Origin of the sequence: Rhizomicrobium sp. (assembly GCA_037200045.1) — a bacterium.
Lineage (GTDB): Bacteria > Pseudomonadota > Alphaproteobacteria > Micropepsales > Micropepsaceae > Rhizomicrobium.
Map to the genome: position 1 here is coordinate 36727 of JBBCHM010000003.1, position 21261 is coordinate 57987.

Below are 21261 nucleotides of genomic sequence, written 5' to 3' on the forward strand. Positions count from 1 at the left end.
TTAAGCTCTGCGCCGTCCCGTTTGAAAGCGTGGCGGATGGTACCGATTTGACCGCCCGCACAGATTGCACTTGCCCTTCCCTACAATCTTGTTCTAGTTTTGTTCCGGACAGGTTTTGGGACGGAGAGACGATGACGAACCACACTCCCCGCGGCGTTGCGGCCCTGGAAGCCGTGCTGGAATCCGCGCAGGAGACCGCGCGCAAGAGCCTCGAACTGGCCCAATCCATCAGCCGAAAAGAAGATGATGCCGGTCAGGACCTTGCCTATAACCGGGCCATCGCCTTCATGAAGGTGAGCGCCAAGGTCGGCATGGCGCTGGCCAAGCTCAAGGGCGAGCACACCAGCAACGTGACCATCTGCCGGACGGAGGTTCACGCACCGCCGGCCCGCATCGGGCCGCCCCGCCCGCGCGCCGTAACGCCGCAAAGACCGGTCGAGAGCCTCCAACGCGCCGACCGCACCCAGCAGATCGTCGAGACCTGGATGAAGGCGCACGGCATGAAGGACGGCGACGACTGGCCGGTGCTGTATCCCGATCCGGAGGAAGACGACGCGGACGACGGCGTGCCGGACGACGCTGGGGAGGCAAGCATCGGCCGGGACAGTGCCGTGGACCGGACTGTCGCGCGGCAGGGCATCGAGGGGCAGGGTGCCGAAGGGGAGGGGGACACCCCTCAAAATTTCGGGGGTTCGAATAGCGGAAAATGACCCAGGCCTCGCCCTGCTCCGAGCCCCGCAAGCGCGGCCGCCCGCGCCAGCACCCGCCGAAGCTGCCATCACCGCGCGGGCGCGGCGCCCAACCCGGCAACCAGAACCGCCGCCGCCACGGGCGGTATTCGGAGGCGATGCGAGCGGCGAAGGCGGCGCTGAAGGACGAGATCGCAAAGATCGAGGCGCTCGTGGCGGGCGTCTGCGCAGCGGATAGCTCGTAACTGCGAGGCCCAACGACGACAACAGCCAATGCGCCATATCTATAATTTCCCATAATATTACTTATACGATAAACCGAATAGCAGCCCAAAGCCCTTGCGCCGTCCCCTGGGTCCGCCCCTACACCCCGGCGCCGTCGATGTGAGTGTCTTCGTTTCATGGACCGCGATCTCAGTCCGTCCGAAACCGCCCGGCGGCTCGGCGTCACCGTCAAGGCGCTTCGGCTCTACGAGCAGCATAAACTCATGGCGCCCAGGCGGACCGCGGCCGGCTGGCGGGTCTACGGTCCGGCCGAACTTTCGGTCCTGCATCGGGTGATCGCGCTCAAGCGGCTCGGTCTGCCGCTGGCGCGCATTGCCGGCTTGATGTCGGGCCGCGGCGTCGGGCTGGACCTTGTCCTGGCGCTCCAGGAACAGGCGCTGGCGCGGGAGGCGGAAAAGACCGCCCTCGCCCTCGGCCTGGTCCGCGCGGCGCGGGCCAAGCTCGCGCGGAACGAGGCGCTCACCATCGACGATCTCGCAACTTTGACCACGGAGACGACGATGACGGCCAAACCCGGCAAGGACGACATGAACGCGATTTTCGATCCGTTGATCGCCAAGCACTACGAACCCGGCGATCTCGAAGCCCTCAAGGCCCGCGCCGGCGACCACGATCCCGACGCTATAGCCCGGCAATGGGACGGATTGTTCGCCGAAGCCCGCGGCCTGATGGCCCAAGGCGATCCGGCCTCGCCCGCGGCGGCCGATCTGGCGCGGCGCTGGGCGGCGCTGACACGGCAATTCACCCAGGGCGATCCCGCTTTGGGCGAGCGCGCGGCGAAGGTCTGGAAGGACGCGATGGCCGATCCCGACGCCCAGGCAAAGCTGCCGATGGATCCGGCGCTGTGGGACTTCGTCGGCAAGGCCATGGCCGCCCTCAAGGCCGAGGGCGGCCGAGGCGATCTTTAGCTGTGAATCCGGCCGGCCGTGGGGCCCGCGACCGCGCCGGATGCGCTATCAAGCGGCATGACCGCGCCCAGCAAGGACCTCGCCGCCCTCCTCGACATCATGCGCCGCCTGCGCGCGCCCGAGGGCGGCTGCCCGTGGGACGTCGAGCAGACCTTCGAGACCATCGCGCCCTACACCATCGAGGAAGCCTATGAGGTCTCGGCGGCGATCGAGGACAAGGACTGGGCCGGCCTGAAGGACGAGCTCGGCGACCTGCTCTTCCAGGTCGTGTTCCACGCCAGGATGGCCGAGGAGCGCGGACTGTTCGCCTTCGGCGACGTGGTCGAGGCGATCACCACCAAGATGATCCGCCGCCATCCGCATGTCTTCGGCGACGCGGATGTGCCGGCGGATTCCCGGGCGCAGACCGCCGCCTGGGAGACGCTGAAGGCGGCCGAGCGCGGCGCCGAGGGCCCGGCCGGCGTGCTGGACAATGTTCCGCTCGCTTTACCCGCGCTGGTCCGTGCGGAGAAGCTTCAAAAACGCCTCTCAAGCGTCGGGTTCGATTGGAATTCCGCCAAGCTTGTCCTCGACAAGGTGGCCGAGGAAGCGGCGGAGATCGTCGAGGCCCAGGCCGCCGGCGCATCGCAGGCCGAGATCGCAGGCGAGGTCGGCGATCTGCTCTTCGTCGTTGCCAATCTGGCGCGGCATCTGAAGGTCGACCCGGAAGCCGCTCTGCGGACAACGAATTCCAAGGTCACCCGCCGCTTCCGCTGGATCGAGGCGGAACTCACCCGCCAGGGCCGAACGCCGAAGGAGGCGACGCTCGCCGAGATGGAGGCGCTCTGGCAGCGGGCCAAGACCGAAAGCGTCACTTGACCCTCATCACCTTGTAGAGCCTGCCATAGCCCACGAGGTAGAGGTCGTAGCCGCCGATCAGTCCGTGCTCGATCCGCACGTAATTCCTGCCGTCGGACTTGAAGGGCGGGGTTTCGGAATGGCCGTTGCGCTCGCGCCAAACCTGGCCGTTGGCCAGCGTCACCGTGAACGGCCCGCCCGGGACGACGTCATAGTCGGTCACGCCGATGGTGAGCGGAAGGATCTCCTGCCCGATCGGCTGATAGGCCATCTGGGCCGGAAGTGGCGCCGCCGGCGCGTCCGCGCCGAACGGATCGAGGGAACCGAGGAACGATCCTTCCTGTGGCGGTGGCGGCGAAGCCTCCGGAGGCGGCGGCGCAGCTTGCTGGGGTGCTGCTTCGGTCTGGACCGGCAGCGGCGTCTGTGTTGGCACCTGACCCACGGGCGGCAGACCGGCCGCGGCCCGAAGCTGCGGCGCGGCCCGGTCGTAGCATTCGATCCGGGCTTCCCGGTCGGTCACATCCGTGCACTTGGCCAGAACGTCGACGACATCGTCGCGCGGCCCGGCCTGGGCTTGGCCGCCGGCAAGCAGCACGACCAGCACGATGCACCGTTTCATCCCCATTGTGCGTGCCCTCGATGCGCACGGTTATTCACACGAAGTCCACACCCTAACGCCCTACTCTGTCGACAAATTCTTCCCGAAGCGCGCTTCGAAGCGGGCCGTCTCCTGTGGAGGGATTGTGAGCAGAAGCTCGACGCCGGACTTGGCTTCACGCCGCTCGCGCACCTGGGCATGGCGATAGGCCCAGGCCAGTCCCTCGCCATCGGCGTGCGGCAGCGTCAGGCGATACTGGATGTTGGCATGTGTCACCTCGCTCTCGAACCGGCGCAAAAGCTGGTCGAGGCCATCGCCCGTCAGCGCCGACACCGCGACCGGTCCGCCGGCCCGCGCGTTGCCGGCCAAGAGGCCGGCGCGCACGTCCGGCTCGATCCGGTCGATCTTGTTGAGGACTTCGATGAAGGGGCGTTCGCCATCGGTCTCGACCCCGAGGTCGGCCAGGACCTTCAGCACGTCGGCCTTCTGGGCGGCGCTCTCGGCATGGCTGGCATCGCGGACATGGACGATCACATCGGCCTCCAGCACCTCTTCCAGCGTGGCGCGGAAGGCGGCGATCAGCTCGGTCGGCAGGTCGGCGATGAAGCCCACCGTGTCGGACAGCACGGCCCGCGTCCCGTTCGGCAGCTTCAGGCCGCGCATGGTCGGATCGAGCGTCGCGAACAAGAGGTCCTTGGCGAGAACGTCGGCGGAGGTCAGCTTGTTGAACAGCGTCGACTTGCCGGCATTGGTGTAGCCGACCAGCGCGATCACCGGATAAGGCACGCGCTTGCGCGCCTGGCGCTGCAGTCCGCGCGTCCGCTTGACGCTTTCGAGATCCTTCTTGATGCGGACGATGCGGTCGTTGATCAGCCGCCGGTCGGTCTCGATCTGGCTTTCGCCAGGACCGCCGAGAAAGCCGAAGCCGCCGCGCTGCCGCTCCAAATGGGTCCACGACCGGACCAGCCGCGAACGCTGATAGCTCAGATGCGCCAGTTCGACCTGCAGCCGGCCCTCATGGGTGCGCGCCCGCTCGCCGAAGATCTCGAGGATCAGCGCGGTGCGGTCGAGGACCTTCGTGCTCCAGGCCTTTTCCAGATTGCGCTGCTGTACCGGCGACAATTGGGCGTTGACGATGATCACTTCCGGCTCAAGCGCTTTCGCCTGCCCCGCGATCTCCTCGACCTTGCCGCTGCCGATCAGCGTCGCCGGCGTCGGCCGCACCAGCGGCACGATCAAGCTCTCAACGACATGAAGCCCGATCGCCGCCGTCAGGCCGATCGCCTCTTCGAGACGCGCCTGCGCGTCGCGATCGAGGCGTGCACCGGCGGCGCGCGCTTTCGGCTCGACATGAATGACAAAGGCGGTGCGCACGCTGTCGCGCGCATCGTCGAATCCGGATTGTTTACGGCTTATGCGTTTTCCTTCTCGGCCGCCGTCTCCTCCTGCAGCTGGATCGGTCCCAGCGGCATGACGGTCGAGATCGCGTGCTTGTAGACGAGCTGCGCCTGGCCGTCCCGGCGCAGAAGAACGCAGAAATTGTCGAACCACGTGATGTTCCCCTGAAGCTTTACGCCGTTGACCAGAAAGATCGTAACGGCCGATTTGCTTTTTCGGACTGCATTCAAGAACGTGTCTTGCAGATTTTGTTGTTTTTCGCTCATCGGGGATTCCAAGTGATTGTGCGCCGCGCCCCTGCGAAGCACTTGCGCTAGCATAGGCCGCATTGCTGCGTTTGCGAAAGGGCTAAGTGCCCGTTTTCGCGGCGCGCCCCGCCGAAGTCAGGCCGTAGAGTTCCTGCACCCGCCGCGTCACCGGGCCGGGTTTGCCGTTGCCGACCGGACGGCCGTTGATCGCGACGACCGGCATGACGCCGGTCGCCGACGAAATGAAAGCCTCACGGGCGGTATGGGTTTCATCCAGGGAGAAGGCTTCCTGCACAACGGGTAGCTGGGCTGCCTCCGCCGCCTCCAGGATCACCCGCCTTGTGACCCCCGGCAGGATGGCATGGCTGAGCGGGCGGGTCCGCAAGTTCCCTTGGGCGTCGACGATCCAGGCATTGGTCGAACTGCCCTCGGTGACGAACCCCGCCGCGTCCACCAGCCAGGCCTCATAGGCCCCTGCCCGCCGTGCCGCGGTCTTGGCCAGGAGATTGGGCAGGAGCTGGACGGTCTTGATGTCGCGGCGGCCCCAGCGCTCGTCGGGACGCGAGATGACCGTCACCCCGTCCTGCCGGCGCTTCTCGAACTCTCCCGGCGGAACCGACCGCGCCGTCAGGATGAGGCTTGGGCGCGGCGCGGCCTTGGGAATCGGGTGGTCGCGGCGGGCGACGCCGCGGGATATCTGCAGATAGAGCAAGCCGTTGCGCACGCCGTTGCGGCGGACCAGCTCGCGCATGACGAGCTTCAGCGCATTGCGCGGCATCGGCAAGGCGATCTCGATTTCGCGCAGCGAGCGTTCGAGACGGTCGAGATGCTCGTCCTCGTCCATCAGAAAGCCGTCGTCAACGCCGCAAACCTCATAGACCGCGTCGCCGAGCTGGAGCCCGCGATCCTCGACATGCACCGCGGCGCTGCCGTGGCGCACATAGCGGCCATCGACATAGGCGATGCGCCCGGCCGGCGGGCGGCCGTTCCAACCCTTGCTCACTTGTGCCTCACGCGTTGAAGCCCTGCTCTCGCCCATTCGGGCCAACGCCCAGAGACTTCAGCTTGCGATGCAGCGCCGAGCGCTCCATGCCGATGAAGGCGGCGGTGCGCGAGATGTTGCCGCCGAAGCGGTTGATCTGCGCCACCAGATAATCGCGCTCGAATATCTCGCGCGCCTCGCGCAACGGCAGCGAGATCACCAGATCGCCGCCCCGCCCGCCGCCCCAGGGCGCGCTCGAGCCGAGATCGGCGGGCAGCAGGTCGGCCGAGATCACCTGCGCCGCGTCATCGGTGGCGAGGATCAACAGGCGCTCCACGATGTTGCGCAGCTGGCGCACATTGCCGGGCCAGGAATGGCTTTGCAGCACCGCCATTGCGTCGTCGCCGATCTCGCGCATGGCGAGGCCCGAGGTCGCCGACAGCCGCTTCATGAAATGCGCGACCAGCAGCGGAATGTCGTCGCGCCGCTCCGCCAGCGACGGCACGCGCACCGGAACGACGTTCAGCCGGTGATAGAGGTCCTCGCGGAACTTGCCGGCCACGATCTCGGCGCGCAGGTCGCGTGTCGTCGAGCAGACAATGCGGGCGTCCACCTGCACGCGCATCGTGCCGCCGACGCGGGTGAAGGTCTGGTCGACCAGCACGCGCAGGATCTTGCCCTGGGTCTCCAGCGGCATGTCGGCGACTTCGTCGAGATAGAGCGTGCCGTTATGCGCGAGCTCGAACATGCCGGTCTTGCGGGGGCCCTCGCCGGCTTCGATACCGAACAGTTCGGACTCGATCCGCGACGGCGCCATGGTGGCGCAATTGATCGCGACGAAGGCGTTGCCGGCGCGGCGCGAACGGGCATGGATCATGCGCGCCACGACTTCCTTGCCGGAGCCAGACGGCCCGGTGACGAAGATGCGGCTGTTGGTCGGCGCCACTTTCTCAATCGCCTGGCGCACCTGGCTGATCGCCGAGGACTGGCCGACGATTTCGGAATCGTCGCCGGTCTTGAGCTTGAGCTCCTGCACCTCGCGCCGCAGCCGCGAGGCTTCGAGCGCGCGGCCGACGACATGGATCAGACGGTCGGCCTTGAACGGCTTCTCGATGAAGTCGTAGGCGCCCTTCTTGATCGAGGCGACGGCGGTCTCGATCGTGCCGTGGCCGGAGATCATCACCACCGGAAGGTCGGGCTGCTCGCGCTTCAAGGTGTCGAGCACCTGGATGCCGTCGAGCTTGGAACCCTGGAGCCAGATATCGAGCACGACGAGTTGGGGCCGGCGCACGCGCACCGCGTTGAGCGCGCCATCGCTGTCGCCGGCGACGCGGGTCTCGTAGCCCTCATCGCGCAATATGCCCGAGATGAGATCGCGAATATCCTCTTCGTCGTCGACGACCAGGATTTCAGACGCGATCTGCGATCCGTTCTTGCTCATCCGCCAGTCCCTTGTCTTTCGAATTCTTCTGCCGCGGCGGGAAGACCAGAAGGACCTCCGCGCCGTGCTCCGTTTCGACACCCTCGTCCGCGTCGTGACCCGCGTCCTGCAGGATCAGTTCGCCGCCATGGTCTTCCAGAATCTTGCGCACGATGGCGAGGCCGAGGCCGGTGCCCTTGGCGCGCGTCGTCACATAGGGCTCGGTCAGCCGGTCGCGATGCTCGTGCGGCAGGCCGATGCCGTTATCGGTGACGCGGAACGCGACGCGGTCCTCGGTCTTCTCCAGCGCGATGACGATGCGGCCAGGATGGTCGTCGCCCTTGGCGAGCCGCGCGTTGACGCCCTCGCCCGCGTTCTTCAGCACATTGGTGAGCGCCTGCGCCACCAGTCGTCCGTCGCATTCGAAATAGACGGCCTCCTTGGGCAGCCGCGTCTCGAAGGCGATCTGGGGATTGGCGACGCGTTGCAGGAACACCGCCTGCTGGATCAATTCCTGTGCGTTCTCGCGCCGCATCACCGGCGTCGGCATGCGCGCGAAGGAGGAGAATTCGTCGACCATGCGGCCGATGTCGCCGACCTGGCGGATGATCGTGTCGGTGCATTGCGCGAAAACGTCGGGGTCCGTCGTGACCTCGCTGGCATATTTGCGCTTCAGGCGCTCCGCCGAAAGCTGGATCGGGGTCAGCGGATTCTTGATCTCGTGCGCGATGCGCCGCGCGACGTCGGCCCAGGCGGCGGTGCGCTGCGCCGATACCAGATCGGTGATGTCGTCGAACGTCGCGACATAGCCGCTGCCGTCGGGCCCGCGCTCGCTCGACACCTGGACACTGAGTGCCCGCGTGGTGGTGCCGCGCTTGACCGTCACCTCGCCGCCGGCGCGGCCGACGGGTTCGGAGATCGCGCGGCGGACCAGCGCCGCCAGCTCCGGCACCGATTCCGAATAGTGGCGCCCTTCCAGTTCCTCCGGCGCGGCGTTCAGCAGGCGCGCCGCAGCACGGTTCACGATGGTGATCATGCCGTCATGGTCGAGGCCGATCACGCCGGCGCTGACGCCGGCCAGCACCGTCTCGGTGAAGCGGCGCCGCTCGTCGTTTTGGCGATTGGCGGAGACCAGCGCCGAGCGTTGGGCGTCGAGCTGGTTGATCATGCGGTTGAAAGCGCGGCCGAGCACGCCGACCTCGTCGTCGTCGCGCTCGACTTCGACCTGCACCTTGAGATCGCCGCCCGTGACCCGCTCGGCGGCGCCGATGAGGCTGGAGATCGGCCGCACCAGCCGGTTCGCCGCCCACAGGCCGAGCCAGATGGCGGCCAAAAGGATGACCAGGGAAACGACGATGTAGAGCGCGGCGAAGATGAGCTGGACCTCGGACAGGTTCTGCTTCAGCCGGAAATACTCGTTCGCCGCCGCCGTCGAGCGCTTGTAGTAGTCGTACACGTCCGCATCGACCGGGCGCGCCACGAGAAGATAGGCGTCGTTCAGCAGCGAGACGCGGATCAGCGCGTACATGATGCCAGTCTTGCGGTCGCCATAGGTGATGGCGGACGGATTCGCGGCGGCCCAGGCCAGATCGCTGGCGCTCGGCTTTTTCGCCGCGGAATATTTGAAGTTCGTGTTGCTGCCCTTGTAGTCGCCGTGGCTGTCGATGATGAAGGAACCCAGCAGGCCGCGCTTCTCCGCCATGTCCGCCAGCCTGGCGAACATCTGCCCGGTCTTGATCTGGTGATGCTCGTCGAGCAGCGTGGGATCGCTCTCCAGCGCCAGCATCATCTGGATGGCGTCGTTGGCGATGCCCCTGCCCTTTTCGAGCATGTAGCGGCCCGAGATGATCTCGGTGTTGTTGATCGCCGCCTGGACGCGGTCGGAGAACCATCCCTCGATGCCGAGATTGAGGGTCACGGTCGAGAAGATCGCGACCAGGATCGCCGGCACCACGGCGATGGTGCTGAAGATCAGGACGAGCCGGACATGCAGGCGGGCGCCGGCCGTTCCGGCATTGCGCGCGATCCACAATCGGATCACGCGCCAGGCGATCAGCGCCGCCAAAGCGAGGCCGAGCGTCAGATTGAGCAGCAGCAGCGCCGTCAGCACGCCCGCGGTCGGTGCGACCGGGCCCACGCCCGTGACTGTTGCGTAAGTGAGAAAGCCGGACAGGACTGCCAGGATGGCGACGCCGAAATCCAGCAGCGACGAGCGCGAAATGGCCCGTATCCAATTCAGCATGCCGCCTGGGGACGGCTCTGCCACAAGGTTCGCAGTTGTCATCGGGTTCCGCTGAAAACCGCCTAAATCGCTAGCGGCGTTCAATTATCCGCCACAGTGTAGCGAAGCCACAGGATGTTGCAAGAATGCTGCGTTGCGGCAGCGCAACAGGGTTAAGCCCTGGCCGTCCTAATCGACGCGCAGGCCCCGTATCACTTCCAACCCCAGATCGCGGATCTTCTTGCGCAAGGTATTGCGATTGAGGCCGAGCAGGTGCGCCGCGCGTATCTGGTTGCCGCGCGTCGCGGCCAGGCAGATCGACAGCAGCGGACGTTCGATCTCCTGCAGCACGCGGTCGTAGAGGCCAGGCGGCGGCAGCTTCTCGCCTTGCGCGAGGAAGTATTTGGTCAGGTGGCGTTCCACCGCGGTGCTCAGCGAGACCGGTTCGTCGCCGTCGTCAGCATCGCGGATGCGCGCCGGCTCCTTCAGTTCGGCGGAAATCGCCGCGGTCGGGATGACGTCGCCGGAATGAAGCACCGCGAGGCGCCGGATAAGGTTTTCGAGTTCGCGCACATTGCCCGGCCAGCGATAGTGCTTGAGCATGTCGAAGGCCTCGGGTTCGAGCCGCTTCGACGGCAGGCCCTCGTCCTCCGCCTTGCGCAAAAAGTGGCGCACGAGATCGGGCACATCCTCGGCGCGCTCGCGCAGAGGCGGCAGCCGCATCGGCACGACATTGAGGCGGTAGTACAGGTCCTCGCGGAACAGGCCCTGCTGGATGAGCTGGCGCAGGTCGCGATTGGTCGCGGCGATGATGCGGACATCGGTCTTGATCGGCGTGCGGCCGCCGACCGTGGTGTATTCGCCCTGTTGCAGCACGCGCAGCAGGCGCGTCTGCGCTTCGAGCGGCATGTCGCCGATCTCGTCCAGGAACAGCGTGCCGCCTTCGGCCTGTTCGAAGCGGCCGACGCCGCGATTGGTCGCGCCGGTGAAGGCGCCGCGCTCATGGCCGAACAACTCGCTTTCGACGAGCTCCTTGGGGATCGCGGCCATATTGACCGCGACGAAGGCCCCGTGGCGGCGCTTGCCGTAATCGTGCAGCGCACGCGCGACCAGTTCCTTGCCGGTGCCGCTCTCGCCCATGATCATGACGGTGAGGTCGGTCTGCGTCAGCCGCGCGATGACGCGATAGATCTCCTGCATGGCGGGCGAGCGGCCGATCAGCGGCAACCGGTCCTCGCCGCGCTGCTCGGCGGTGATGTCGCGTTTGGCCGTGGGCGAGGCAAGCGCGCGCTGGACGACGGAGGTCAGCTCCTTCAGGTCGAAAGGCTTGGGCAGGTAGTCGAACGCGCCCCGTTCCGTCGCGGTGATCGCGGTCAGGATCGTATTCTGGGCGCTCATCACCACGACCGGCAGGTCGGGCCGGATTTTCTTGATGCGAGGAATGAGATCGAAGCCGTTCTCGTCCGGCAGCACGACATCGGTGATCACGAGATTGCCGTCGCCGGCGGAAACCCAGCGCCAAAGGCCGGCGGCCGTGCCTGTCGTGCGCACGTCGTATCCGGCGCGACCGAGCGCCTGATTCAGCACCGTGCGGATGGCGGAATCGTCGTCGCAGACGAGAATCAATCCGGCTGGCAAATCAGCCTCCCTCGCTCTGTTCCGCCGCCTTGGGCAGAAGGATTCGGAATATCGTCCGGCGCGGTCCGGACTCGCACTCGATCACGCCGCCATGGTCGCCGACGATCTTGGCGACCAGCGCAAGGCCGAGGCCCGAGCCGCGCGGCTTGGTGGTGACGAAGGGATCGAAAATATTCGGCATCAGATCCGGCGGCACGCCGGAGCCGTTGTCGCGCACCGTCACTTCCAGCGGCAGGCTGAGCCGCTCGCCCGCGACCGCGGCGCCGAAGCGCACGCCAGGGCGATAGCCGGTCGTCAGCGTGATTTCGCCGCCGGCCTCGGGCAGCGCATCGGCGGCATTGCGCACCAGGTTCATGAACACCTGGATCAGCTGGTCGCGATCGCCCAGCACCGGCGGTAGCGACGGATCGAAGGATTCGACGATGGTCACGCCCTTGGCGAAGCCGGTCTCCGCCACCTTGCGCACGCGGTCGAGCACCTCGTGGATGTTCACCGGCGTGCGCGGCATGGCGCGCGTGTCGCCGAACGATTCCATCCGGTCGATCAGGGCCCGGATGCGGTCGGTCTCGTCGCAGATGAGTTGCGTCAGCGTCTTGTCGGCGTCGCTGCCGGATTCCTCGAGCAGTTGCGCCGCGCCGCGGATGCCGGCGAGCGGGTTCTTGATCTCGTGCGCCAGCACCGCCGCCATCCCGTGCATCGAGCGCACGGCGCCGCGATGCAGAAGCTGGCGGTCGATGCGCTGGGCGAGGCTGCGCTCCTGGAGGATGACGACGACGGCACCCTCCGGTTCCGGGAGCGGTGTGACGTTTACATCGGCCACGCGTTCGCCGTTGCGCGGCGTGGTCAGGTCGACATTGCGCTCGCTGACCGAGGCGCCGCGTTCCCGCGCCTGGGCGACGAGTTGCAGCAGGGGGCTGCCGAAGGGTACGAGATCGGTAAGATTCTGGCGGACCAGAAGTCCGGCGCCGGTGTCGAAAAACTGCTCCGCCGCCGGATTGACGAAGAGAATATGCAGGTCGGGACCGACCACCAAAATGGGCATAGGCAAGGCTCCAGCGATCGCCGCCGTTGCTGCCGCCTCCTTGAGCTGAAATTGGTCGCCTGCCATCGTCACCATGCCTATTGAATAGGCAGTCTAGTTCATTGGTCACAAACTGGGCAACAACATTGTTGCAGTGCGGTGTAGAGCTCTGCTTTTCCTTGCTGAACGGCGCTTTCGTGCTACCCAGTTCCGGCTGATTTGGGAGAAGCCATGTCTGGCATCGCCGTCCTGATCGTGGCCGCCGGCCGGGGCGAACGGGCGGGCGGCCCGGTGCCGAAACAATATGCGCCGCTGCTCGGCAAGCCGATTCTGCGTCGGTCGATCGAGGCGTTCGCGCGCCATCCCAAGGTGACCGCGATCCAGGTCGCGATCGGTCCCGACCAGGACCGCGCCTATGCGGAGGCGGTCGAGGGCCTGGACCTGCTCGCGCCCATCGTCGGCGGCGCGACGCGGCAGGAATCGGTGCGGCGCGGCCTCGAAGCGCTCGCGGGCGCCCTGCCCGACATTGTCCTCATCCACGACGCGGCGCGGCCGCTGGTGTCCACGGACGTGATCGCCGGCGTGATCGCCGCGCTGGAATCCGGTAGCGACGCCGCGGTTCCGCTGCTCGCGGTTGCCGACACCCTCAAGCGATCCGAGGATAGCAAATGGACGACGGTGTCGCGCGAAGGCCTGCATCGCGCGCAGACACCGCAGGGATTCAAGTTCACGAAAATATTGCGCGCGCACCGGCACTATGCCGCGCAGGATGTCACGGACGACATGGCTCTGGCCGAACTGGCGGGGCTGCACATCACGGCGGTTCCGGGCGAAGACGTGAACATGAAAGTGACGGAACCCAAGGACTTCGCTCTCGCCGAAATGCATTTGCGTGCCCGGCTGGGCGAGAGCCGCACCGGCATGGGCTACGACGTCCACCGCTTTACGGCGGGCGATCACGTTTGGCTCTGCGGCGTGAAGGTGGCGCACGATCACGGGCTCGAAGGCCATTCCGATGCCGATGCCGGACTGCACGCGCTGACCGACGCCATCCTTGGCGCCATCGGCGAAGGCGATATCGGCCAGCACTTCCCGCCGAGCGACGAACGCTGGCGCGGCGCGCCGTCGTGGAAATTCCTCGCCCATGCCGCGTCGCTGGTGACGGCCAAGGGCGGCGCGATCTCGCATTGCGACGTCACCATCATCTGCGAGCGGCCGAAGGTCGGACCGCACCGCGAGGCGATGCGGGCGCGCATCGCGGAGATCCTCAAGCTCGACGTCGCGCGCGTCAGCGTGAAGGCGACGACGACGGAGGGCCTGGGCTTCGAAGGACGCCGCGAAGGGCTTGCGGCACAGGCGGTCGCGACCGTCAGGCTGCCCGGATGATCGCAACCGCGCTCTCGACCGTCTTCGGCGTCGGCTATGCCCGTTTCGCGCCGGGCACGGCCGCGAGCCTGGTGGCGCTGCCCTTCGCCTGGCTGATCCTTTGGAAGCTTGGACCGGCGGCCCTGGCCGTCATCGCCATCGGCACCTATTTCGTCGGCGTCTGGACCACGGACATCCATGCGGCACGGATCGGAAAGATCGATCCGTCGGAATGCGTGATCGACGAGGTCGCTGGACAATGGCTCGCCTGCGCCGCGGCGCCGCTGAGCCTCGTCGGCTTTGCGCTGGCCTTCGCGCTGTTCCGCGCCCTCGATATCTCCAAGCTGTGGCCGGTGTCGCTCGGCGAGAAGCTGCCGGGCGGATGGGGCATCATGACCGACGACCTGATCGCCGGCCTTCTTTCGGCCGTCGTCGTTGCGGCCCTGCGCTGGCGCGGCCTAATCTGAGCGGCTTCGATAAGGCTTTCGCGATGTTCTCCTCTGCCCTGCCTCCGCCTCGCCGAAGTCGTGATCGCCGACGCGCGCGCCGCCAAGCTGCGGGTGGCGACGGCGGAAAGCTGCACCGGCGGGCTGATCGGCGGCCTCTTGACCGAGATACCGGGTTCGTCGGCGGTGTTCGACCGCGGCTTCATCGTCTACACCAACCGCGCCAAGCAGGATCTCTTGAACGTGCCGGGCGATCTGATCGCCGATATGGGGCGAAGTCTCCGAAGCCGTGGCGCGCATGATGGCGGAAGGCGCGGTCGAGAACTCCAATGCCCAGCTTGCCGTTGCGGTGACGGGCATCGCCGGTCCCGGCGGCGGCTCGCCGATGAAGCCGATCGGGCTCGTCCATGTCGCGGCCTGCCGCGAGGGCCGTTCGATCCTCCACGAAGCGCACCGCTTCGGCGATATCGGGCGGACCGAGGTGCGGCTGAAGACCTGCGAAGCGGCCCTAAACCTGCTGCACCGGCTGATCTGACAGCGCCTTCGCCCGTGCCACGAACGCATCGGCCATCTTGATGTAGACCTTGCCGAAAGCCGCGCCGGCGACGGCGTTGAGCAGGCGGCTCTTGAACTCATAGGCGATCGAGAATTCGACGCGGCAACGGTCGGCTTGCGGCGTGAACCGCCAGTGGTTTTCCAAAATCCGGAACGGACCCGAAGTCTGCGCCACGTCGATGACGCGCGCGGCGGGATCGAGGATGATCCGGCTCGTGTACTTTTCGCGCAAGGCGCCATAGCCCACGGCCATCTCGGCGTTGAGCACGTCGCGCCCCGTCAAATGCTCGCGCGACAGCACGCGCAGCGCGACGACCCAGGGCAGGAACTCCGGGTAGCGCTCGACATCGGCGACGACCCGGAACATCAGATCGGCCATATACGGAACGATGCGGGTCTCGGAATGGGCGCTCACGCGCGCCCTGGCCGCCTTCAACGCGGCGAAATCGCTGTCCGCGTGGTAGGACGAGCGCGTCAGCGGCGAGGCGGAGACCATCGCGAAGCCCTTCGCGCGCGCCGTCGCCTCCAGCGCCGCGAACTCGTCGGGCGACCAGAAGCGCTGCAGCGCGGCGTGTTTCTTCGTCGGCTGGAGATACTGGCCGATGGTGAGGAAGTCGACGCCGGCGGCGCGCAGATCGTCCATCACCTGCATGATCTCCTCGCGGCTTTCGCCGAGGCCGACCATCAGGCCGGACTTGGTGAAGCCTTGCGGCGCCAGCTCCTTGGCGCGCTGGAGCAGCCGCAGCGACGCGAAATAGCGCGCGCCGGGACGCACCGTCAGATAGAGCCGCGGTACCGTTTCGAGATTGTGGTTGAACACGTCGGGCGGCGCGGTCATCACCGTCTCGATCGCGCCCTCCTTGCGCAGGAAGTCGGGCGTGAGGATCTCGATCGTCGTGCCGGGGCTCTTTGCCCGGACGGCGCGGATGACCTCGACGAAATGCCCTGCCCCGCCGTCCGCGAGATCGTCGCGGTCGACCGAGGTGATCACGACATGCTTCAGCCCGAGCTGCGCGACGGCTTGAGCGACATGCTCGGGCTCCGCCGGATCGAGTGGCGCCGGCAGTCCGGTCTTCACGTTGCAGAAGGCGCAGGCGCGGGTGCAGGTGTCGCCCATGATCATCATGGTGGCGTGGCGCTGCGTCCAGCACTCGCCGATGTTCGGGCAGGCCGCTTCCTCGCACACCGTGTGCAGGTTGTTCGCGCGCACGATCGCCCGCGTGGCGGCATATTCCTTCGATACCGGCGCTTTCACGCGAATCCAGTCCGGTTTGCGCGGAACGGGCGAATCGGGGCGGTGCGCCTTTTCCGGGTGGCGCGGCGGGTTGGTGCGGTCGATTACGATGGTCATGACGTCGCTGATATAATCGCTTCTCTGAGCGAAATCATGGAATTTTGAACTATTGTTCCCATTATGCGTTGCATAGGGCTCCAAGGAGATTCACATGGCGGCACGCAAATCGGTCAGGGCAGCGACAAAAGTGCTCGCGCGCGGCAGTGTCCCGTCGCGCAAAAGGACGGCGCCGAAGTCGCTCTTTGACGCAGTGCCCGTGCGCACCATCGCCATTGTCGTCGGCGTCGCCGGCCTCGCGGCGCTAGGCGTGGCCCTCTTCGGACCCCCGGCGTTTCCGCGACGAATTCGTCCGGCCGATCTCCGCCGCGACATTGGTTCCGCTTTCGGCCGCGGTCGGGCCGCAGGCGGACAAGGTCTGGGCCGAAACCCGGCCCTGGCGCAACCATGTGGCCCATGTCCTGTCCTCCATCAATACCGGGGAAGTCCGCGACCTGATCGCCGAGCGGCTGTCGCAGTGGGTCGACCGTGTCCGCCGACTCTAGGACTTTTGTCCGTAGGCGACGCCCCAAATAATTCGTAATATATCGAGAGAGTGCCGCCGCCGCTCGAACGGAGGCTGCCATGTCGCATGCACAGAACGACAAACTCGGGGTGGAACATTGAGCGTCGCGAATACCGCCGCAGCGTCCGGCAAGGGACCCGTGTTGGCGGCCGAACCCGGCCGCTGGCAGCAGCCCGTCTTCCACGCCTTGATCGATGCGCGCTCGCGCTTCGGCGCGCGCCGCGCCGCGCTCGTCGACGGGGACGAACGGGTGCTCACTTATGAAGAGATCATCCGCGCCTCGCTCGCGCTGGGCCATGCGCTGAAGAAAGGCACCAGGTCGGGCGAGTCCGTCGGCATTCTCCTGCCGACCGGCGCCGGCGCCGTGATCGCCTTCTTCGCGGTCTCCGCCTATGGCCGCGTTCCCGCGATGCTCAATTTCACGAGCGGAGCCGCCGGCCTGAAGAGCGCGCTCAACACCGCCAAGGTCAAGCGCATCGTGACCGCGAAGCGCTTCATTCAGCTTGGCAAGCTCGAGGCCCTGATCGGTCAGCTCGAGAAGACGTACGAGATCGTTTATCTCGAGGACGTCCGCGAGAAGCTTTCCCTGCTGGACAAAGTCTTCGCCGCGGTCGGCTCCGTCGTGCCGAGCCTGGTCGCCAGCCACGCGATGTATTCCACACCGGCCGTGATCCTGTTCACCTCGGGCACCGAGGGCGAACCGAAGGGCGTCGCGCTCAGCCACGCCAACCTGCTTTCGAATGTCGAGCAGGTGCGCGAGCATCTCACGCTCTACGAGACCGACATCCTGTTCAATCCGCTGCCGACCTTTCACTGCTTCGGGCTGACCGTCGGCTCGCTGATGCCGCTGCTCCTCGGCATCAAGGTCGTGTGTCACCCAACGCCGCTGCAGCCGCACGAGATCGTCAAGCGCATCCGGGAGACGGGCTCGACGATCCTGCTCTCCACCGACACGTTCATCTCGCAATATGCCCGCGCCGGCGAATCAGGGCGACCTCAACTCGCTGCGGCTCGCGGTGTGCGGCGCTGAGCGGCTGCGCGACGAGACCCGTGCCCTGCTGCGCAAGAAATACGCGATCGAGCTGCTCGAAGGCTACGGCGTCACCGAAACCGCGCCGGTCATCGCGGCCAACCAGCCCGAGGCGAACCGGCCCGGCACGGTCGGCCGCCTGATGGCCGGCATGGAGGCGAGGCTCGAACCGGTCGAAGGCATTCCGAACGCCGGCCGGCTGTTCGTGAAGGGACCGAACGTCATGCTCGGCTACATCAAGCCCGAGAAGCCCGGTGTCATCCAGCCGCCCGAGGGCGGCTGGCATGACACCGGCGACGTCGTCTCCATCGACGAAGAAGGCTTCATCGCGATCAAGGGCCGCCTCAAGCGCTTTGCCAAGATCGGCGGCGAGACGGTGTCGCTTGCCGTGGTCGAGAGCATCGCCTCGGCGCTGTGGCCCGATCACAGCCATGCGGCAATTGCGGTGCCGGATGGGCGCAAGGGCGAACTCATCGTCCTGATGACGACCAACAAGGAGGCCAGTCGGCACGACTTGGTCGGCTGGGCGCATAACCACGGCGTCACCGACTTGGCGGTGCCCCGCCGCATCCTGTCCGTCGATGAAATCCCCGTGCTCGGCACGGGCAAGACCGACTACGTCCAGGTCGAAAAGCAGGTGAAGGCGCTCGCTGCGGCGGCGTGACGCCTGTCTGGTGATTTTCGAGGGAACCCGTGTGTTTCGCGGCGAGGCCGTACCCGCTGCCAGTTGACAATCATTCTCAATCGCACCATATCGTTGGGGTCAATCCCGGGATTGGTTTCTGGATGATCGTCTGTGTCTGCAATAGGCTGAATGACGTGAAGATTCGCGGCGCGATCGAACAAGGCGCGGAATCGGCCGACCACGTGTATTCCTATTGCAACGTGAGAAAGAACTGCGGGCGATGCCAGGAAACGATCGAAAAAATGATGGACGGCGCCGCGGCGCGGCCCCAGCTTCTGGCGGCGGAGTAGCGCCGGGTCCCGAACCGCATGCCGGCATTCCGGGCGATGCCGAGACGCTCCGCCTGCTCAATGTCGTTCTCAAGAATGAGCTGACGGCGATCAATCAGTACTTCCTGCATTCGCGGATGTACGGCGATTGGGGTCTGTCCCACCTCGCCAAGCACGAATACGAGGAATCCGTCGACGAGATGAAGCACGCCGATGCGCTGATCAAGCGCATCCTGTTCCTGGGCGGCCTGCCCAACCTGCAGGACCTCGGCAAGCTGATGATCGGCGAGAACGTCAAGGAGGTTATCACCTGCGACCTGTCGCTGGAGAACCAGTCCTATCCCGATCTCAAGAAGGCGATCCGGCACTGCGAGAGCGTCGGCGATTTCGGCAGCCGCGAACTGTTCGTGCACATCCTCGAAAGCGAAGAGGAGCACATCGACTATCTGCAGACGCAGATGCGCTTGATCGAGCAGATGGGCATCCAGAACTACGTCCAGCTCCAGACCAAGGCGAACGAGAGCGGGACCTGATCCCACTCCCCTTCCCTAATTGTGCGTCATGCCGGCATCGCGGTTGCCGGCGGCGGGCTGTAGGTCGGCGGCACGATCTCCACGTTCTGCATCATACCCTGGTCCTCGTGGTCGAGGATGTGGCAGTGCAGGACGAACTCGCCGATATAGCGCTCGTAGCGCGTGCGGATGACGATCATATACATGCCGATGGAAGCGCCCGGTGTGGGCCCGTTCGGATCGTTGACGTTCTTCACCCACAGCGTGTCCTTCCACACACCCTTGAGGCCGGGATATTGCGGATCCGGCGTTCCCTTGATCGGCTTGCCGTTGGCGTCGAGCGCGTAATCGTCGACCGCGCCGGGCGCGCTCACATCCTTGCCCGCGGGATCGTAGATCGCGACGACCTGGAACGGATTGACGTGGATGTGGAAGGGGTGGCTGACGAACAGCGATTGCAGTTTCCACTCGTCGACGCTGCCCAGCACCGGCTTGCGGTCGATGCGATCGGGAGCATAGGGCCTGGGCGCATAATCGGCCGATCCCACCCTCGAACTTCGTCGGTGTCGCGGCGACGTCGATATTGAAGTCGAGATATTGATGGCCGGTGACCTCGGCCTCGGCGATCGTGGGATGCGGCACGAAGTGCGTGAACTTCAGGCCGTCCGCGATGTCCGCCGATACCGCGCCCTTGATGTCGGCGGGCATGTATTTCTGCGCCGCGGCAAGAAGCTGGCGCTTCAATTCCGCGCCGATGTCGGCGATGTGGGCGGTCCCACCGACATGGACCTTGCCGAGCAGCCGTCCGGGCTCGTTCTGGCCCGCTCGATATTGCTTCCCGCCGGCGACGACGCATCGATGACGCAATAGTCCCCGGCCTGCGGGAACATTACGAGCGCGTCGACACGATAGCCCGGTTGAAAGGTCGCCAGCGTCGTGCGCTGTGCCTGCGCCAGGGTCAGTCCGTCCTGCGCGATGGCGTGATAGGGGATCGGATCGCCGACGCAATTCGCATTGATGAACGACTGGTCTTCCTGCGGCGCGATGCCGGCGAATTTGACGTTCGGCCGCATGCGGTAGAATTGCAGGCTGATCGTATCGCGCACGCCGGCATGGATCATGCGCCAGCGCACCATCTGGCCCGCCGTCGCGGTGAAGGTCGGCAGCACGATGCCGTTGATGCTGGTATAGCGGTCGGAGGCCAGCCAGTTGCCGGGCCCGTAGCCGCGATTGTTCTTGTCGCTGTAGCCGAGCTGCCCGTCGGTGCCGATATAGGGTCCGACGATACCGACCTGGTCCGGATTGCACGGCCAGGCAATGACCTGACCGTCCGAGTTGGTCTGGACCTGGATCGTGTAGTCCTTGGTCAGGCAGGCGTATTGGATCTGCTGCATGACGAGCACTTCTTCCGGCACGTCCTTCAGCAGGGTGTCGATGTCGCCGTTCTTGAGCGGCGTCGGCGGCCGGTTGCCCCGGATGATGATCGCGCCGGCCATGCCGCTCGAGACCTGAAGCGCGGTCGAGCCGTGGCGGTGCGTGTGATACCAGAACGTGCCCGCGGGATGATCGGATGGGATGTTGTAGATGTATTCGAAGGTCTGCTTCGGATCGATCGACAGCAGGACGTTGTCGCTGTTCCCGGTCGGGCTGACCCATAGACCATGGGTGTGCAGGTTCGTGCCGTTGAAGCAATGCGGGTGGTTCATATCCATGCCCGGCATGTCGGCGCAGGTGGGATCGTCCGGCAGGTCGTTGTGCAGCACGATGTGGATCGTGTCGCCGGGCGCGACGGGAATGGTCGGTGCCACATATCGCCGGCGGGCCCCGTCGGCGCTGTTCGCGTAGCTGCGCAGTGTCACGCTGTCGAGGCGGTTGGTGGTCGGATTGTAGAGCTTGCCGATGGTGTAGACGACGTGCATGTCGAGCCGCTTCTCGCCCGGCGCCAGGATCTGGGCGGCGGTCAGGCGCGTGCAGCGCGGCGCCCGACGCGGGCGGATGTGCCTGGGTGATCGTGTAGAGCGGCGGATTGGCGATGGCGCGTTCGCCGGCCGGCACCGCGACGGCGGCCGCCAAAGCGGCAGGCGCCGGCTTTTTCGGCGGCGCGGCAACCGCCCCGACCGCGCTGGCGATTGCGACAGCGAAAATGACAATGCGATTGATTTTTCCGGACATAAGCGTCCCCTGCTCGTTGTGGCTTCCCGCACACAGACGCAGTGCACACCGAACGGCATTTTCAGGACACGCGCAGGCTGGAAGGAATCCGCCGCGCTACTGGAACTCGTCAGGGAAGGTTAAAGC

Annotated in this window: 23 protein-coding genes and 1 pseudogene; 11 read left to right on the forward strand and 13 right to left on the reverse strand. The window is 66.0% G+C overall.

Features of this window, described 5'->3' with window-relative positions; translation table 11 throughout:
- Window positions 1-131 precede the first annotated feature (131 nt).
- The 4 genes from WDM86_22760 to mazG all read left to right on the forward strand — a co-directional run bounded on the left by WDM86_22760 (window position 132) and on the right by mazG (window position 2740).
- On the forward strand, window positions 132-710 hold the full coding sequence (locus WDM86_22760) for a hypothetical protein (GenBank protein MEI9992838.1): 579 nt from the start codon (window positions 132-134) through the stop codon (window positions 708-710).
- Window positions 707-934 carry a hypothetical protein gene (locus WDM86_22765; GenBank protein MEI9992839.1) on the forward strand — a complete coding sequence of 76 codons (228 nt, stop codon included), beginning with the start codon at window positions 707-709 and terminating at the stop codon, window positions 932-934. The genes WDM86_22760 and WDM86_22765 overlap by 4 nt, the downstream gene beginning before the upstream one ends.
- Window positions 935-1090: 156 nt before the next feature.
- Window positions 1091-1882 (forward strand): MerR family transcriptional regulator, encoded by a 792-nt coding sequence (locus tag WDM86_22770; GenBank protein ID MEI9992840.1) that lies wholly within the window; start codon window positions 1091-1093, stop codon window positions 1880-1882.
- 57 nt (window positions 1883-1939) lie between these two features.
- Complete coding sequence (gene mazG, locus WDM86_22775; GenBank protein MEI9992841.1) at window positions 1940-2740, forward strand: nucleoside triphosphate pyrophosphohydrolase; 801 nt, start codon at window positions 1940-1942, stop codon at window positions 2738-2740.
- On the opposite strand, the gene WDM86_22780 is transcribed toward mazG, so the two are convergent.
- The 8 genes from WDM86_22780 to WDM86_22815 form a co-directional block, all read right to left on the reverse strand.
- A complete protein-coding gene (locus WDM86_22780) occupies window positions 2733-3344 on the reverse strand; it encodes a hypothetical protein (protein MEI9992842.1) in 612 nt (203 codons plus the stop codon). The two genes, mazG and WDM86_22780, sit on opposite strands and share 8 nt — an antisense overlap.
- A gap of 54 nt (window positions 3345-3398) precedes the next feature.
- Window positions 3399-4691: a GTPase HflX gene (gene hflX, locus WDM86_22785; GenBank protein ID MEI9992843.1), complete on the reverse strand. Its 1293-nt coding sequence runs from the start codon at window positions 4689-4691 to the stop codon at window positions 3399-3401.
- 38 nt (window positions 4692-4729) lie between these two features.
- Window positions 4730-4981, reverse strand: coding sequence for an RNA chaperone Hfq (gene hfq / locus WDM86_22790; GenBank protein ID MEI9992844.1), 252 nt, complete (start codon window positions 4979-4981; stop codon window positions 4730-4732).
- Window positions 4982-5063: 82 nt separating this feature from the next.
- Window positions 5064-5966 (reverse strand): D-amino-acid transaminase, encoded by a 903-nt coding sequence (locus tag WDM86_22795; GenBank protein MEI9992845.1) that lies wholly within the window; start codon window positions 5964-5966, stop codon window positions 5064-5066.
- 7 nt (window positions 5967-5973) lie between these two features.
- Window positions 5974-7386, reverse strand: a complete 1413-nt coding sequence (locus WDM86_22800) for a sigma-54 dependent transcriptional regulator (GenBank protein ID MEI9992846.1) — start codon at window positions 7384-7386, stop codon at window positions 5974-5976.
- Entirely contained in the window at window positions 7355-9607 is a 2253-nt protein-coding gene (locus WDM86_22805; GenBank protein MEI9992847.1) for a PAS domain-containing sensor histidine kinase, read from the reverse strand. The genes WDM86_22800 and WDM86_22805 overlap by 32 nt, the downstream gene beginning before the upstream one ends.
- A 168-nt stretch (window positions 9608-9775) precedes the next feature.
- Window positions 9776-11224, reverse strand: coding sequence for a nitrogen regulation protein NR(I) (gene ntrC, locus WDM86_22810; protein MEI9992848.1), 1449 nt, complete (start codon window positions 11222-11224; stop codon window positions 9776-9778).
- A 1-nt stretch (window position 11225) separates the two neighbouring features.
- Window positions 11226-12341: an ATP-binding protein gene (locus tag WDM86_22815; protein MEI9992849.1), complete on the reverse strand. Its 1116-nt coding sequence runs from the start codon at window positions 12339-12341 to the stop codon at window positions 11226-11228.
- 135 nt (window positions 12342-12476) lie between these two features.
- Here WDM86_22815 and WDM86_22820 point away from each other — a divergent pair, with 135 nt between their 5' ends.
- The 3 genes from WDM86_22820 (at window position 12477) to WDM86_22830 (ending at window position 14591) form a co-directional block, all read left to right on the forward strand.
- Window positions 12477-13631, forward strand: coding sequence for a bifunctional 2-C-methyl-D-erythritol 4-phosphate cytidylyltransferase/2-C-methyl-D-erythritol 2,4-cyclodiphosphate synthase (locus tag WDM86_22820; GenBank protein ID MEI9992850.1), 1155 nt, complete (start codon window positions 12477-12479; stop codon window positions 13629-13631).
- Window positions 13628-14077, forward strand: coding sequence for a phosphatidylglycerophosphatase A (locus tag WDM86_22825; protein ID MEI9992851.1), 450 nt, complete (start codon window positions 13628-13630; stop codon window positions 14075-14077). The genes WDM86_22820 and WDM86_22825 overlap by 4 nt, the downstream gene beginning before the upstream one ends.
- A gap of 277 nt (window positions 14078-14354) precedes the next feature.
- Window positions 14355-14591 carry a CinA family protein gene (locus WDM86_22830; protein MEI9992852.1) on the forward strand — a complete coding sequence of 79 codons (237 nt, stop codon included), beginning with the start codon at window positions 14355-14357 and terminating at the stop codon, window positions 14589-14591.
- On the opposite strand, the gene WDM86_22835 is transcribed toward WDM86_22830, so the two are convergent.
- Window positions 14565-15026 (reverse strand): type II toxin-antitoxin system RatA family toxin, encoded by a 462-nt coding sequence (locus tag WDM86_22835; protein ID MEI9992853.1) that lies wholly within the window; start codon window positions 15024-15026, stop codon window positions 14565-14567. The two genes, WDM86_22830 and WDM86_22835, sit on opposite strands and share 27 nt — an antisense overlap.
- Window positions 15012-15962: pseudogene (gene lipA / locus WDM86_22840) on the reverse strand (lipoyl synthase). The gene WDM86_22835 and the pseudogene lipA overlap by 15 nt, the downstream one beginning before the upstream one ends.
- Before the next feature lie 602 nt (window positions 15963-16564).
- On the opposite strand from lipA, the gene WDM86_22845 reads away from it, so the two are divergent.
- Window positions 16565-17497: an AMP-binding protein gene (locus WDM86_22845; protein ID MEI9992854.1), complete on the forward strand. Its 933-nt coding sequence runs from the start codon at window positions 16565-16567 to the stop codon at window positions 17495-17497.
- Window positions 17436-18161: an AMP-binding protein gene (locus WDM86_22850; GenBank protein ID MEI9992855.1), complete on the forward strand. Its 726-nt coding sequence runs from the start codon at window positions 17436-17438 to the stop codon at window positions 18159-18161. The genes WDM86_22845 and WDM86_22850 overlap by 62 nt, the downstream gene beginning before the upstream one ends.
- A gap of 211 nt (window positions 18162-18372) precedes the next feature.
- Here WDM86_22850 and WDM86_22855 read toward each other — a convergent pair whose 3' ends face one another.
- The gene (locus WDM86_22855; protein MEI9992856.1) at window positions 18373-18582 is read right to left on the reverse strand and encodes a hypothetical protein; all 210 of its coding nucleotides are present in this window, start codon (window positions 18580-18582) and stop codon (window positions 18373-18375) included.
- On the opposite strand from WDM86_22855, the gene bfr reads away from it, so the two are divergent.
- Window positions 18562-18984 (forward strand): bacterioferritin, encoded by a 423-nt coding sequence (gene bfr, locus WDM86_22860; GenBank protein MEI9992857.1) that lies wholly within the window; start codon window positions 18562-18564, stop codon window positions 18982-18984. The genes WDM86_22855 and bfr overlap by 21 nt on opposite strands.
- A 26-nt stretch (window positions 18985-19010) precedes the next feature.
- Here the strand turns inward: bfr and WDM86_22865 are convergent, their stop codons facing one another.
- The gene (locus WDM86_22865) at window positions 19011-19511 is read right to left on the reverse strand and encodes a multicopper oxidase domain-containing protein (GenBank protein MEI9992858.1); all 501 of its coding nucleotides are present in this window, start codon (window positions 19509-19511) and stop codon (window positions 19011-19013) included.
- Between the two features lie 192 nt (window positions 19512-19703).
- The gene (locus WDM86_22870) at window positions 19704-20882 is read right to left on the reverse strand and encodes a multicopper oxidase family protein (GenBank protein ID MEI9992859.1); all 1179 of its coding nucleotides are present in this window, start codon (window positions 20880-20882) and stop codon (window positions 19704-19706) included.
- On the opposite strand from WDM86_22870, the gene WDM86_22875 reads away from it, so the two are divergent.
- Window positions 20881-21258 (forward strand): hypothetical protein, encoded by a 378-nt coding sequence (locus tag WDM86_22875; GenBank protein ID MEI9992860.1) that lies wholly within the window; start codon window positions 20881-20883, stop codon window positions 21256-21258. The two genes, WDM86_22870 and WDM86_22875, sit on opposite strands and share 2 nt — an antisense overlap.
- The last annotated feature ends 3 nt before the right edge of the window (window positions 21259-21261 follow it).

Bases quoted from the DNA above. Each gene is read 5' to 3' on its own strand.
- WDM86_22855 (MEI9992856.1), bottom strand. From the start codon at position 18,582: ATGCAGGAAGTACTGATTGATCGCCGTCAGCTCATTCTTGAGAACGAC.
- WDM86_22820 (MEI9992850.1), top strand. From the start codon at position 12,477: ATGTCTGGCATCGCCGTCCTGATCGTGGCCGCCGGCCGGGGCGAACGG.
- WDM86_22760 (MEI9992838.1), top strand. From the start codon at position 132: ATGACGAACCACACTCCCCGCGGCGTTGCGGCCCTGGAAGCCGTGCTG.
- mazG (MEI9992841.1), top strand. From the start codon at position 1,940: ATGACCGCGCCCAGCAAGGACCTCGCCGCCCTCCTCGACATCATGCGC.
- WDM86_22815 (MEI9992849.1), bottom strand. From the start codon at position 12,341: ATGGTGACGATGGCAGGCGACCAATTTCAGCTCAAGGAGGCGGCAGCA.
- WDM86_22830 (MEI9992852.1), top strand. From the start codon at position 14,355: ATGATGGCGGAAGGCGCGGTCGAGAACTCCAATGCCCAGCTTGCCGTT.
- WDM86_22765 (MEI9992839.1), top strand. From the start codon at position 707: ATGACCCAGGCCTCGCCCTGCTCCGAGCCCCGCAAGCGCGGCCGCCCG.
- WDM86_22875 (MEI9992860.1), top strand. From the start codon at position 20,881: ATGTCGAGCCGCTTCTCGCCCGGCGCCAGGATCTGGGCGGCGGTCAGG.
- WDM86_22780 (MEI9992842.1), bottom strand. From the start codon at position 3,344: ATGGGGATGAAACGGTGCATCGTGCTGGTCGTGCTGCTTGCCGGCGGC.
- WDM86_22805 (MEI9992847.1), bottom strand. From the start codon at position 9,607: ATGCTGAATTGGATACGGGCCATTTCGCGCTCGTCGCTGCTGGATTTC.
- WDM86_22825 (MEI9992851.1), top strand. From the start codon at position 13,628: ATGATCGCAACCGCGCTCTCGACCGTCTTCGGCGTCGGCTATGCCCGT.
- WDM86_22850 (MEI9992855.1), top strand. From the start codon at position 17,436: ATGCCCGCGCCGGCGAATCAGGGCGACCTCAACTCGCTGCGGCTCGCG.
- WDM86_22800 (MEI9992846.1), bottom strand. From the start codon at position 7,386: ATGAGCAAGAACGGATCGCAGATCGCGTCTGAAATCCTGGTCGTCGAC.
- WDM86_22870 (MEI9992859.1), bottom strand. From the start codon at position 20,882: ATGCACGTCGTCTACACCATCGGCAAGCTCTACAATCCGACCACCAAC.
- hfq (MEI9992844.1), bottom strand. From the start codon at position 4,981: ATGAGCGAAAAACAACAAAATCTGCAAGACACGTTCTTGAATGCAGTC.
- WDM86_22770 (MEI9992840.1), top strand. From the start codon at position 1,091: ATGGACCGCGATCTCAGTCCGTCCGAAACCGCCCGGCGGCTCGGCGTC.